We start from the raw sequence: 14,630 nt of genomic DNA, 5'->3' as shown, positions 1-14,630 counted from the left end.
ATCAGAGATTTCAGTGGCCTTCTTGCCGATACAGCAATTCCGTTGTTTGTTTTGCAGGCATCCACCACGATTCATGCCTTTTGTACCATTCAATAGTGGCCTGAAGACTCTTGGCGAAATCGGCCTGAAGAGGCTTCCACCCCAACTCGCGCCGTATTTTTGAGGCATCAATAGCGTATCTTCTGTCAGCTCCCGGCCTATCCCTTACAAACTCCACCTCGTCAAGAGGCCGGTTCATCATTGCCAGAATCATCCGAACCACAGCGAGATTGCTGAGGCGATTATCCGCTCCAACCAGATAGGTCTGCCCCAAACGACCCCGACGGTAAACATCCCAGATGGCTCTGCAATCATCCTCTACGCTGAGCCAGTCCCGAACATCCTCGCCCTGGCCATACAGCTTGGGCCTGTGACCCGTCAGAATATTGGTTATTTGCCGGGGAATGAACTTTTCCACGTGCTGGAATGGACCATAGTTGTTTGAGCTGTTCGTTATGGTCACTCTGGTGCCGTAAGTCCTCCACCAGGCCCTGACCAGATGATCAGAGGCCGCCTTCGTCGCCGAATACGGACTCGATGGACAATAGGGACTGCTCTCATCAAATCTCGTCACATCCTCAACGGATGTATCGCCAAAGACCTCATCCGTAGATACATGATGAAAACGCAGGTCATGGCGTCTCGCGGCCTCCAGAAGAACGTAGGTCCCATAAACGTTGGTATGAATAAAGGGAGCAGCATCCCTGATGGAATTGTCATTATGCGATTCCGCTGCAAAATGGATGATTCCATTAATATGATGCTGCTCGACGATTTGCTCAACCAAAGATGAATCGCAGATATCACCCCTGATCACTATGGGCTTGCGCGACAAACCATCCAGATTATGCGGATTTGCGGCGTAGGTCATCTTATCCAGAACAACGACCTTCGCCTGCGGACTCACTCGGGCAAGATATCGAACGAAGTTGGAGCCAATAAAACCTGCCCCTCCGGTGACAAGAAGGCTGGCAACTTCATCCTTATCCGTCAATCCATGTCCTCCATGCCGGTACGGACGATCTCCATGCTTCTGTCGTTGATCAGGCCTGCAAAATTGGTAGTGCCATGATTGCGCACTACAAAATCGCAGGCGTTCTCATCGCTGGTGAAAGCGAGCTGGTCGTAGTTGGAAAGGTTAGTAACGTCAGGGATGATCCGCATAGAGGCAATGATGCGGAAGTTCCCATCATTAAAGAGCTTGAGCGGCATGGAAAAATGAACCAGATGATGCCCTGGGGCATTGACGTGGAAGTGGGCTCCGCAATCGAAGGGGACCCCTCCCCGACCGGTATCCATGACCGACATGGGTATGTAGAAGTCGCTGTCGCCCCGATAGTCATACTCCACATCGAACTTAAAGGTGTCGTCACAGGTAAGCAGCTGAGGCGATACTGGCAAGACCCTAAAGATAGGTACCTGATCGCTCAGTCCCGGCTCATGGGTCTGCTTTTCCTTTTCCACCTTCTTTTCCGTTTTTTTCTGCCCAGCCTGGAGGTTCTCCAAGGTGTACTGGCTGGCAACATCATTCTTATCGCCAGAAACCACGATCTCGCCGTCACGGATCAGGATGGCTTTGTTGCAGTATTTCTTGACGGAATCCATGCTATGCGTAACGAGAATGACCGTTTTAGTCGGATCTTTCTTGATTTCAGTGAAGAAATTATCGCATTTGCGCTGGAAGGCCTCATCACCGACTGCCAAAACCTCATCAAGCACCAGAATGTCGCCTTGTGCCTTGATGGCCACGGAAAAGGCCAGTCTGACCTGCATGCCGCTGGAGTAGTTTTTGAGCTTCTGATCCATGAATTCGCCCAGCTCGGCAAAATCGACGATTTCGTCGTACATGGCTGCTACTTGGTCATGAGAGAAGCCGAGAAGCGCGCCATTCAAAAAAACGTTCTCCCGGCCGGTCAATTCAGGATTGAAACCCACGCCAAGCTCGATGAACGGCACCAACTTGCCTTGAATATCCACACTGCCGTGTTCCGGCACATATATGCCCGAGATGATTTTCAGCAGGGTGGACTTGCCCGAGCCATTTCTTCCCACGATGCCGAAGAAATCACCCTGATGGACTTGGAAGTTGATGTCTTTGAGGACGACCTGCTCTCTGTACCCTTTGATTCCCTTGGTCCAGTTGATGAAAGCCTGCTTTAGGCCAGTGGCCTGCTCGGTTGGCAACCTGAAAGACTTGGCCACATGGTCAACAGAGAGCACGACTGGCCGATCATCAAACTGATCAACATCTTGCATTACAGAACCTCCGCGAATTTTCTGCTATGCGACCGAAATACATACAGGCCGAACATGAAAATAAGAACTGTCAATAGCAAAGGAATGAAAGCAAACAGCTTATTGCCGTACAGGGTCCAAACAGTGGGCACGTTCTCAGGAGAAATGAGATTATGACGCACGTCCATGATGACCTGGGCTGCGGGATCCAATAGCATGAATTTTGCAATTAAAGGATAATTCTTTTGCACCATGGACAACGGGTAGATAATGGGAACAGCATAAAACATAGCCTGAAGAACCACTTCCCAAATATGGGCGATATCACGATAATAAACGAACATCGTAGATAGGATCATGGCAATGCCCAGGGCAAGGATATAGAGCTGAAAAACATTGAGGGGGACCAAGAGAATCCTCCATGTGAAATGAGCCGTAGTGAACAGCCCGAAAACGATGACCACGCCCAGGTTGATGGCCAGGCTGATCATGGACCCCATCGTGACTGACGCTACGATGATGTATGTAGGAAAATGAACCTTACGCAGCAGGTCTCCACGGTTGACAATCGATTGCAGCCCCATGCTGGTGGCTTCCGAGAAGAAACTCCACAGGCAGGTGCCGCAAAGCAGAACAATGGGGAATGTGGGCGTTCCGTCGGTGAAATGAAGGAATCTCACAAAGACCACATACATGACGCAGAACAGCATCAGTGGCTTGAGAACTGACCACAGTACACCCAGGAAGGACCCTTGGTACCGAAGTTGAAAATCTGTCTTCACCAACTCTTTGAAAACGATAAACGAGTAGCGATACCTTTGCTGTAGTCGCTTTAAAGAAGCTTTCACAAAACTCCTATTCTACTGAACTCGTCCAATAGCGCAAAGGCTCATTATCGCAGGGAACCTCTTGCAAGGCAGCGGTTATTACCTTATATAAACAGGAAGCCCACAATTGGGAAGTAACATAAGTACCAACCACCGAGCGAGGAGTCTTATTCGGCATGAATAACGAGGACAGGCAAAACGGGCAGCGTATAAAAATCTATGTAGCCACCCGTACACGCGTTGCAGTCCCGCAATGCGATGCGATCAGTCTCCTGCAAGTCGGAACAGCGCAGGCACCGGAAAAGCTCCCGCATATGCTTCACGACGACAGCGGAGACTCGATTTCTTCGCTCAATGCCATGTATTGCGAGCTCACTGCGCAATATTGGGCTTGGAAAAACGTCGATGCCGATTACTACGGATTCTGCCACTACCGTCGCTACTTCGATTTCAGCGGCGTGCCCCACCAGGCCAACGACTACGGCGAAATCATGGACGACTTCATCGACGAGGCCGCTGCACGGCGGTATGGCTTGGATGATGAATCCATCAAGCGCCAGGTGACCGGCTGGGATGTCATTACTTCTCCCGTCAACAATGTTGAAGCCATGGGGGGGTATCATTCGCTGATCCAGCATTATGCAGGCAACGATCACCTGCGAGTCGGCGACCTCCGCCTGATGTATGAAATCCTTTGCAAGAATTACCCTGACTACAAGCAGGATGCGGATACTGTATTGCACGGCGACAAGGGTTCTTTCTGCAACATGTTCATAATGAAGAAAGCAATCTTCCGCCAATATTGCCAGTGGCTGTTTCCGCTCCTGCAAAAGTTCACGGCCATATGGGATGCATCTACGGCCGACATCGAACGCATGAGAACGCCAGGACACCTGGCCGAAAGGCTGCTGAACATCTTCCTTCGCCATCATCAACGCATCAGCGGGAATTGGCAAATCAAGCAACTGGGATGCGTGCACTTCCGCTATCCCGATGCTCAGGAAACCGCTGAACCGGCAAGCGCAAGCGACACGGCTGTACCCGTGGTACTGGCGGCTGACAATGCCTATGTGCCTATGCTGGCCACGACATTGACGTCCATACTACGCAATTCATCAGCGAATCGTCGATACCGCATCACTGTCCTGGAGCAGGATATATCAAAGGAAAGTAAAAAGATCCTTACAGGGATATTCGCAAAATACCCCTGGTGTTCTTTGCATTTCCTTAATGTACGGCAGCGTATGGCTGGCAGGGCTCTGACGACCAATAACGGTTTTATCAGCAATGAAACCTATTACCGATTCCTGATCCAGGAGGTGCTGCCTCAATACGACAAGGTTGTGTATCTGGACTCCGATCTGGTTGTCAACCGAGACATAGCCGAGCTCTACGATACCGACGTCAGGCATTACGCTGTGGCAGCAGTCAAAGATCTGGACTTTTTAGGCAACCTGGGGTATTCCGATGGCAAGCGTCTGCAATACGCCCGCAATGTGTTGCATCTGAAGCATCCGTATTCATACTTCCAGGCCGGGGTGCTGGTGATGAACCTGAAGGCTCTCCGAACAATACACACCACCGACGAATGGATGCGGCTGGCAGCAAACCCTCACTACATATACAACGATCAGGACATACTCAATATGGAATGTCAAGGAAAAGTCAGGTTCCTTGACGGTCGGTGGAACGTCCTGCACGATTGCAACGACCGTGTCGAGACGGTCTTTCGGTATGCGCCTGCACAAGCATTCAAGGAATATGCGCAAGCCCGTGAGGAGCCCTATATTGTTCATTATGCCGGCTTCGACAAGCCCTGGCTGGATCCTTGGTGTGACCTATCCGCCTGGTATTGGCTGTACGTCCGGCACTCCCCGCTTTTCCACCAGATACTGGCGATCATGACCAAGACCGGATCTCTTTCGACCGGACATCATAAACGTCTTATTACCGAAGACAGCCCTCTTAGGCAGTATGCCGACAAAATACTGCCGATCGGCTCCAAGAGGCGCTCCCGCGTCAAATCATTGCTGCGAGTCATACTGCACAAAGCGTAAACAGCAGTGTTTTGCACCTGGAAAGCGTCCTGACGCTGCGCATAGGCAATTGACCGCGTTTACTCTCGATGCCACAAATCGCGGGTATAGACCTTGTCTGCCACATCGTTCAATTCCTCAGTCATCCGGTTGCACACGATCAGATCACATGAGGCCTTGAATTCATCGAGATCATGGGTCACCCTATGCCCAGCGAAACTATCCGCAGCCATGGGCTCGTAAATGATGAAATCCACACCCAGGCTATCCAGGTACTCCATGATGCCCTGGATGGAACTTGCACGGAAGTTATCCGAACCTTTCTTCATGACCAGCCGGTAGATTCCAGCCAGTTTTGGCTTGCGAGAGGCGATTTGCTCCGCTATGAACCGCTTTCGCGTATCGTTGGATTCAACCACGGCCTTGATCAGGGTCTGCGGCACATCCTTGTAGTTGGCCAGCAACTGCTTGGAGTCCTTGGGCAGGCAATACCCGCCATAGCCGAATGAAGGGTTGTTGTAGTAATCGCCAATCCGCGGATCCAGGCACACGCCCTTGATGATCTGTGCCGTGTCCAAGCCACGAACATCGGCGTAGGTGTCCATTTCGTTGAAGTACGAAATCCTCAGTGCTAAATAGGTGTTTGAGAAGAGCTTGATGGCCTCTGCCTCAGTGGCCCGGAGCAACAGGCAAGGAATTACGTCATCCTCAGCGCCCTGCTGGAGCAGCTGAGCGAACTGCTCACCATAATGCCTCCAGTCATGCATGTGGTCGGCAGGTATGCCAACGACAATCCTCGATGGATGCAGGTTGTCGGCAAGCGCATGGCCCTCGCGAAGAAACTCGGGTGAGAACACAATGCGCAATTGCGGATAACGCTTGCATATGGTCTCGGTATACCCTACCGGAACAGTCGATTTGATGACGATGCAAGCCTGGGTCTGCCGCTCATCCAACCTCTGGAGCTCCTGCTCGATTGATGAGGTATCAAAGTAATTGCGCTCCTCGTCATAATCGGTCGGAGTGGCAAGAACGATGAAATCCGGCTCCTCGTAAGCCCAGTCAGAATCCAGCGTAGCTTGCAGGTCGCATTTTCCGGAAGCAAGAAAAGCACTGATCTCAGAATCCTTGATGGGCGATTGCCCTTGGTTGATGGCATCGACCTTGTCCTTCAGAACATCCAAGGCTCGCACCTCATTGTGCTGCGACAACAGACAGGCCAAGGACAGACCGACATAGCCAGTACCTACGATCGTTATTTTCATACCTAACAGTCTACAGTTCATTCCATACTGAAAGTGCCAGGGAACCAGTTGTGTAATCCAGCTGAATATTCAATGGTTATGCTCCAGCCTATTGCGGCATCCAGGTAAGATACGTAAAGACTTCGTCGCCCTCGATTAGCTATACAAGGAGATGCCAGCTATATGCCAAAGATCTCAGTCGTAATTCCCGCCTACAACGTGGGCAGGTACCTTCCGGAATGCCTTGCCAGCATCAGCTCACAAGATTACAAGGACTTCGAAGCTCTGGTCATCAATGACGCAAGCACGGACAACACGGCGGCCGTTGCAGCGGAAGCAGCCGGCAAAGACGAGAGAATCCGATTGGTGGAGCACCCCAGCAATATGGGCACCCATTTGACCAGACGCACTGGTGCACAAGAAGCCAAGGGTGAGTATACCTTCTTCCTGGATGGCGACGATGCCCTGGCGCCTTCCATGCTAAGCGAGCTGTCAGAAGCCATAGACCTTCACCCTGCTGACATCATGCATTTTGGCATCACTGCGATTGCAGCGAACGGCACCCTGGACAAAGAACGGCAAGATTTCGAGAACTTTAACAACAAACCCACCAAGCCAAGCCAGGGCCTCGATATCGTTCGCGATATTTTTGATGAAGACCGCGGACAACAGGTTGACTGGCGGTTCACCCAGCGGCTCTATAAAACGGCTCTGCTCAAGAAAGCCTTTGCCGCCATGACCGACAATCGCCTAGGCCGCTCCCAGGATGGGTACGAGTGTTTTGTCACCTCAGCGCTTGCGCAGTCTTATCAGCCAATCAAGGAATGCAGGGGATACCGCTATTACTATGGCCGTGGAATCAGCGGCACCGCACAGATTACCCCCAAGCTGTATGCACGATATTGCCGGGAATTCCAATCAAACTTTGCAGCTGCGTATGATTTCGCCAACAGCCAGCACTCGGCCATATTGCAGAAATGCGCCCTGGGCTTCGAGCATAAGGGCACAGAGATACTGGCCAATGACTGGTTGCTGCGCATCGATGATGAGCATAAGGCAGAGGCCGCCCAAGAAATGAGCGACATTTTTGGCCCCGCCATCACCGGCAGGGAGATCTATCGCTTTATTCGAGATAGAGCATATGACTTTCTTGATCAGCAATCCGCCATTGATGACACGGACCCACTGTGGGGTTGGAAGGCCATAGCAGACAGGATATTTGTGAACTCCGCTCCTCCTCTGCAGCTTGAACGCTATCAAAGCATGCGCAGCAAGGCCAATGAACACCTGAGCGATCTCCAGGCCCGACAGACGCTTGATGCCTATGACCGACAGCGCATCAGGATTTTCGTAACAACGCATAAAAAAGTCGACATCCCCAAGTCCGAGATCCTGCAACCCGTGCAGGTAGGCCCTGGCCTTACAAAGGCAAGGATGAAGAATACCCTGCACGATGATGACGGCATTAACATCTCAGAGAAGAACCCCAGATACTGCGAACTCACCACGCAGTATTGGGCATGGAAAAACGTCGACGCTGACTATTACGGCTTCTGTCATTACCGTCGATACTTCGATTTCTCCAAGGACACCCACAGGGAGAACCCTTACGGGGAAATCATGGATGACTATATCGACGATGCCGCCATCAAGCGATATGGCCTGGACGACGCAACTATCTCCGCAACTGTCAAAGGCTATGACGTTATCACCACCGGCATCAAGGACCTTCGAACAACTATCGACAATTGGGGCAGCCCGCTGGCTCTGTACAGGGCCGCACCGGACCTGTACCTGAAGGATTTGCAAAAGGCCTGCGCCATCGTCATGAAGTCGCACCCTGACTATAGCGATGACGTCAAGCAGTATCTGCATGGGCATTATTCCTGCTTCTGCAATATGTTTATTATGCGCAAGGACCTCTTCTTCGCATACTGCCAGTGGCTGTTCCCCATACTCGACGAATTCGAGCGGAGCACCGACATGTCCGCATACAGCCAGGAGGGTCTGCGCACGCCGGGCCATCTGGCCGAGCGGCTTTTCAACATCTGGCTTATTCACCAGCGCCGGATCAAGCCCACATTGCGTACCAAAGAACTGCAATGCGTTCATTTTACCCACCCCGAACAGCAGACGATCTGCAGGCCTCTTGAACTTGCCGACAATGCAAAAAAGATCATTCCGGTAGTCTTCGCGGCCAATGACGCCTATGTCCCCATGCTGACTACAGCCATATACTCGCTGCTGTCAAACGCATCAGACAAGTATCACTACGATATTGTCGTTCTGGAAAGGGACATCAGCAAACAGCATAAGGCGGTCATGAGGAAGTTCCTTGTGTCCTCCCCCAACATCACCCTGCGCTTCGTGAATGTGGAACGTGAAATTGCCGGCTGCCACCTGACAACCTCCAACCAACACATCAGCATCGAAACCTACTACCGCTTTATCATCCAGACCGTCCTGCCTTTTTATGACAAGGTTTTGTATCTGGATTCAGACTTGGTAGTGAACGACGATATTGCAGAACTCTACAACACAAATCTGGGTACTGATCTCTTAGCGGCTATCCACGATATCGATTACCTGGGCAACTTGAACAACAAGGATGGCAAGCGGTTGCGCTACAGCAGGCAGGTATTAGGCATGCGGGATCCTTATTCCTACTTCCAGGCAGGCGTGCTGTTGCTGAACACTGCTGAGATGCGAAAGCTCCACTCCCTGCCGGAATGGCTGCGGCTGTCTTCGAATTCCAGGTTCATTTACAACGACCAGGATGTTCTCAACGCCCAATGCCAGGGTCGGGTGACTTACCTGGATTGGCCATGGAACGTGATACATGACTGTGACACCAGGCTGGAGCGTATATTCAGCCATGCACCAGCCAATGCCTACCGCGACTACCTCCAGTCCCGTAAGCAGCCAAGGATTATTCACTACGCTGGATTCATAAAGCCTTGGAATGATGCCAGTTGTGACCTGGCTGACGTGTATTGGTCCTACGCCAGACAAACCCCCTTCTATGAGAGCCTGATACAGCACCTGTCTGGATCCTCCCATAATCAGATACAGGTGGCACAGCATGAACGCGTGATTGCTGAGGACAATGGACTCCGCAGGTTGGTAGACCCTATCGCCCCGATCGGCAGCGCCCGTCGCGAGATCTTGAAAACGGTAGCCAGGGCAGTGGAAGGTCGGCACTAGCTCAATCCAGACGCTGCCGGTCCTTCTGTGAAGAAGGTCGGCAGCGTCTGATTTCTTTCAGCAGCAGTGCAAGGCACACTGTTCGTATGCATCCCAATCCTATAACCGACAACTACCTCTCAAGCCCTAAATATAAGACGCATAGATTGCTCATCTGCATGCGAATCGATACAGATTCCATTGACTGCCCGGCTCATTGGGAGAATCAAGGGCACTGATTTTTACCAGTGTTCCCCGTTGTTCATATTCATTGATCAAACGGTCGTCATGGAAGGGATAGTACTGCGCCTTGTAGGTGAACATACGCAGGCTTGGAGATTGTGGACCCATGGTCAAAAAGTACTTGTTGCTCCTTTCTTCAGGTTGGCTCTTTGCCTTATAGCTGGTCACGACAGGGCACACCGTATGCAGCAAGCGTTCGGAATCACCTGAGGCGAATGCACGCTCCACCCTTCCAAACACCTGGCCATTTTTCGTATCCATGGGATTATATACTGGATACAGCATATCCATTCCGTAGAGAGCCATTCCATACATGGAGCCATTCAAGGGGTCAGACACCACTACAGCATTGTCTTCCACTAACTCGTGCACCTTCTTCAAAGCATAGTATTTATCGTGGCTCAATTGCTCCCCTGGAGTTTGCGTTTCGATATTCGTGCTACCAGCGACTATGGCTGACAATTGCTTTTTTGCTGGTTCAAAACACGAGCAGAGCACCAAAACTACGACCAGAAGCAACACCGTGATCACACCGACAGGCGAGAGTTGAACCTGCGGTGAAACTGGTCGGAATAGAGCTTGCGTCTTCAGGCTTCTGACAGGACGAGACTCAAGAAGGCAACGCAGGCCAAAGGCCAGCAGGGGAACAACCGCCAAAGGTATCATGGTCAGGGGCCGAGTCTCGCCACGGTACCAGGCAGCAGTGATCACGTTGGCCACAGGCCCAGTAAGTGCAGAACTGGAAACGAAGATCAGAGCAGTAAGAAGAAATGCTCCATCCACAGCAAGTGCATCACAAAAACGCTCCCCGCAAAGCAACAAGACTGCAATAAAACATATACAAACCAAAATTGCCATAAAGATGCCTGCAAGGCCAGGAATAGCGTCAGTCAAAACTGTCTTCACCGCATTGCCAAGGCTTCTGGTAGGGCGAAAGGTATGGAACCATGACGAAGGATGCAGGTAATCCTTGCCGTGATCACGGTGAGAGACATAGGCAAAGAAAAGCCCCGCTGCAAGAAATATGCATAGAAGGAAGCAGAGAATGTCTTTTTTTGACATTTTCACCAGTATAAAAGGACCTATGAAGACCAAATAGGTAAATGCCACTCGAGGGTGAGCTAATAACATCAGCAAGATGAGAACAATTGTCAGCAGAGACCAACGGAGTACGTGAGCAACTGTGCGTTCGCTCTGTATAGTGACTGCATCCATTAACCTAAGACTGGAATACATCAGAAAAGGCAGGATCGAGGTAGCAAGCCCATAAGCAATAAGAGGTCCGGCGTTCAACATCCAATAGGGGTGGGCCACCGATACCACGGATAGCACTGGCACCGCAATATTAAGGATGATCCGACATCTCTTTGAAGCATCTAAATAAAAATAAGAGCACCACAGCAACATACCCATGGGAAAAAGAAGACCCGAGGTTACAAGCCATATCAAATTAAGTCCAGTAAATACATTGATCTGGATCCCCAACCAGCTCGATACAGTAAGCAATACGTAGACTAAAACATGAAACAGGGGTGGATAAAAACTGTCATTGGGGTTAAGCTCCCACACGACCGACAACCCGTTCTGCGTAAGCTTCCGAATGAAGTAATAGTGCGAGGGCGCATCAATAGCCTGGATAGGCAGGTTCCACATGCTCCAAGTTTTAGGTAACCAACTTACAACAATGAGAAAGGCAAGTAAAAGACCCAGGCAGTAAGACCAGTACAGTTTTGAATGGTGTCTATGACTTTTAAGGGAAAACACTGCATTACTCGACCATTCAACCCGTGCTCTTTTTTGCTCCGCTAGATCTGTCTTCACCTGTAAGCACCTCAGAAGTTTGCCGAACGTCATTGTTCTAAGCTTAGATGATCGATCCTACACTGTATTTTCTAGCAAATATTTTTTCCAGAATTAGGCATCTGCGTCTAACTTAGCAGAGAATAAGATTTCCCTCTCTACATGTTTGGTTTAGGATCTGAAACCGAAAATAGAGTAATGGAGTTTCTTTTTGTGAAAGACTGACCATCTATGAGTTAGTTCTCATAGTCAGCTAATCCATGTTGTATTTAGGCACTAAACAATCATTAAAACAATTCATCGTTGCTTTAGCTATTCAAATGCATGGCTAGAGTATTAACATTATCAAGTTTAATATAAATTGATTTTATTATAAAATGAGCAGCCGTACTTTTGCTCAATCTCATAATTACAACTCAAATTTTTCCCGCTATAACAGCTATACTAATTAACAAATACATAGTCTACTTTGTAGCGCCTTATCTACACACGCACCCTATGCTGAGGGGTGGAGGTTATCACAAATCTATAAGTTACAAGGAACACAAAACATGATGTTCTCACATTGCACAATAGTATCAACCGAATGACATAAGACTCTCAGTTGTGTGCCAACAACTAGTTTATCCACACTGAATAGAGCGTGTTCCTAACTTATAATCTCGCTAAAAAGGAATTCCCAACGACTTTCGTCGCTGGGAATTCATTTAGCTTATCTGGTTAGAGGTTCTCAACCATAAGCAGACTGAACTCAGTCTCCCAAGATTGAAGAAATCTGATCTGAAACCTCTGCACTTACTGCATCAAGCCCACCGAGGACGTATGCGAAATCGGTGTCAGGGTTGAAGCCATTGTAGGTATTCTTGCTAGCAGCATTGATCCAGTTGAGAGCATCCGTATTTACTGCTGTATCGGGGCTAACCAACACAATCGGGTTGTTCTTCTGACCAGCAAAGACACCACCAACGAGAGCATCAGGGAAATTCTCACCCGTAGCAAACACAGGGCTCTTCAGGCTTGCGCCAAAGAACTGCCTCTGGTATTGGGCAATTTGCAGCGAAGTCTGATACCTCGTTGCTCCACCGAGGCGCTGAATGTTAGCCCCAGCAACTCCAGCAGCTTTCAGCTGACTTACAACAGACTGCGGAACCGCTTGTGATCCACCAGCAATGATGACATTCGTAAATCCATGATTCTTGATAGCCTTCACTGTGTTTGCATCAAGACCATCCTGGCCGCTCAAAAAGACAGGATATGACTTCTGCCGTGCCAGAGAAGAAATAGACAGGGCATCAACGAAGTTTTCACCTGTAGCAATGATTGCAGTATCAGCATTCCAGTCCTTGTCGGGCTGGCCCTTAGCGTGCTGCTTCACGGCTTGAGCGAAAATCTCATTGGCAGTATCCCTTCGAGTCGCACCAGAGATTCTGACAACATCGGCTTCAGTGGGGGCCGTCACCCTCCTAGCAATCTGCTCGACGACACCATCTGACACAGCGGATGGGCCTCCTACCACAATGACCCTGGTAGGACGCAAACGTGCCAACTGACCATCTGCACGAGCAGAAAGCTCATACGTATCAGTCAACACAACGGGAGCTTTAAGTTGGCCCGACAGGCCGGAGGCAGCTAGTGCATCCGGGAAATTCTCACCAGACGCCACAATAACAGTGCCTCCGGTCGGATTATTCGCCTCTTCAACAATTGCACCCATAGTGTCGTATCTCACATTGCCAGAGAGTCTCTTCACTACGCTTGCATACTGTGTAACAGTACCACTGAAAGTACCAATCGTCTTATTGAGGTTTGTACTAACAGAGCCTGCGAAGGTGTAGCCTACACTCCTATATTTAGCAGGTGCTAGCCATGCGATCTGACTGCTATCTGCAGCCTTCCTTGTTTTGGCCGCAGTATTGCTTGGAGTGACCACAGGATTATTAATATCAGCGTAAGAGTTACCGTAATAATTTACCTTGATTCCGTCAAGGACCCAGTCGGCGTCTTTACTGTACTCATGACGAGGGGTCACAGTGATGGTCTGTTCCTCTGCATTCAATCCAGTGTTTGCAAGAATATGCGGCAGGCCTGTGACAGGAAGTATGTCCTTAATTTGATTCTTATACAGGTTTAGTGTTTCGAGCGAATTCAAAGATTCCAGGGGAGAAACATCAACAATCTTGTTCTCTGCCAAGTCGAGATTCTTCAGCAAAGGCAGCCCCTTGAGCGGAGTTACATCTGAAATCTTCTGCTTCTCTAGGCTCAAATCGGTCAATCTCTTAAACGAGCCAATGGCCGAGATATCACTTAACCGATACTTCCCATCTGAATTAATTGTGAGGTTCTCGAGCTTATCCTTCGCACCAAGGGCTGACAAATCACCATTGATGTAGTTCTTGGACAAATCTAGATTCACCAGATCAGTGAGGTTTGAAAGCTCACTCAAATCACGAACCTTATTATCTGACAAATTCAGTGTCGTAATCCGATTAAAGGTTCCAAGTCCACTTAGATCGAAGATTTGCGAACCATGCGCATCCACAACCAAATTATCCTTGAGTTTTGCGTCGCCCACCTTAGTTGTGGTTGCGTGCTCAGAATTACCGTCATAACCCACTGAAATAGCTTTAGCAAGGTTTTGGTCAGGGACACACTCCTGAATCGTATTGTTATCGCCACAATTCGAGACTGCTGCACGCGCTGGAAGCGTCAAAGCTCCAACGCACACAATCAGTGTGGCTCCGCCGATCAGGCTGGCTCCCAGCTTCAACGGTAGGGATTTCTTAACTTGTGACAACTTACTCTCCTTCATCTTATAAGTTGTACTACGTATTCTCTTATATCCGGAAAGAACCCAACCGGCCCCTTCGCAACATCACTATACACTGCCCTGTGCTGTTGACAATTGAGTGTGTCATGAAAAAGACACACTATTGGAAAATTGACTTGCGAATCCTTGCCAATTTAATCCAGTCAGGTTTTATAGCTACTCCTTCCCCGAGATGCCAGCATGGCTGGTTTTTGTT

8 protein-coding genes are annotated in these 14,630 nt (G+C 49.7%); 2 read left to right on the top strand and 6 right to left on the bottom strand.

The features are described 5' to 3' along the window. Window positions 1-10: 10 nt before the first annotated feature. Genes rfbB through ACUIAI_RS00450 form a run of 3 tightly spaced genes read right to left on the bottom strand, consistent with a single transcriptional unit; the run spans window position 11 to window position 3,122 of the window. Window positions 11-1,033 carry a dTDP-glucose 4,6-dehydratase gene (gene rfbB / locus ACUIAI_RS00460; RefSeq protein ID WP_445342261.1) on the bottom strand — a complete coding sequence of 341 codons (1,023 nt, stop codon included), beginning with the start codon at window positions 1,031-1,033 and terminating at the stop codon, window positions 11-13. After that, window positions 1,030-2,295 (bottom strand): ABC transporter ATP-binding protein, encoded by a 1,266-nt coding sequence (locus ACUIAI_RS00455; RefSeq protein WP_110412388.1) that lies wholly within the window; start codon window positions 2,293-2,295, stop codon window positions 1,030-1,032. The genes rfbB and ACUIAI_RS00455 overlap by 4 nt, the downstream gene beginning before the upstream one ends. After that, window positions 2,295-3,122, bottom strand: a complete 828-nt coding sequence (locus ACUIAI_RS00450) for an ABC transporter permease (RefSeq protein ID WP_046322381.1) — start codon at window positions 3,120-3,122, stop codon at window positions 2,295-2,297. Before ACUIAI_RS00450 ends, ACUIAI_RS00455 begins: the two co-directional genes overlap by 1 nt. Before the next feature lie 155 nt (window positions 3,123-3,277). On the opposite strand from ACUIAI_RS00450, the gene ACUIAI_RS00445 reads away from it, so the two are divergent. Then, complete coding sequence (locus ACUIAI_RS00445; protein ID WP_445342260.1) at window positions 3,278-5,158, top strand: DUF4422 domain-containing protein; 1,881 nt, start codon at window positions 3,278-3,280, stop codon at window positions 5,156-5,158. Window positions 5,159-5,217: 59 nt separating this feature from the next. Here ACUIAI_RS00445 and ACUIAI_RS00440 read toward each other — a convergent pair whose 3' ends face one another. Beyond that, window positions 5,218-6,402, bottom strand: a complete 1,185-nt coding sequence (locus tag ACUIAI_RS00440) for a nucleotide sugar dehydrogenase (RefSeq protein WP_445342259.1) — start codon at window positions 6,400-6,402, stop codon at window positions 5,218-5,220. 162 nt (window positions 6,403-6,564) lie between these two features. Here ACUIAI_RS00440 and ACUIAI_RS00435 point away from each other — a divergent pair, with 162 nt between their 5' ends. Further along, entirely contained in the window at window positions 6,565-9,585 is a 3,021-nt protein-coding gene (locus ACUIAI_RS00435) for a DUF4422 domain-containing protein (protein WP_445342258.1), read from the top strand. A gap of 150 nt (window positions 9,586-9,735) precedes the next feature. Here ACUIAI_RS00435 and ACUIAI_RS00430 read toward each other — a convergent pair whose 3' ends face one another. Continuing rightward, window positions 9,736-11,628 (bottom strand): DUF6541 family protein, encoded by a 1,893-nt coding sequence (locus ACUIAI_RS00430; protein WP_445342257.1) that lies wholly within the window; start codon window positions 11,626-11,628, stop codon window positions 9,736-9,738. Window positions 11,629-12,358: 730 nt separating this feature from the next. After that, window positions 12,359-14,416 (bottom strand): cell wall-binding repeat-containing protein, encoded by a 2,058-nt coding sequence (locus tag ACUIAI_RS00425; RefSeq protein ID WP_445342256.1) that lies wholly within the window; start codon window positions 14,414-14,416, stop codon window positions 12,359-12,361. Between the last annotated feature and the right edge of the window lie 214 nt (window positions 14,417-14,630).

This window comes from Bifidobacterium sp. ESL0827, from assembly GCF_052606685.1.
Note: the sequence above shows the minus strand (reverse complement) of the source record. Positions and strands in the feature narration are given on the sequence as shown.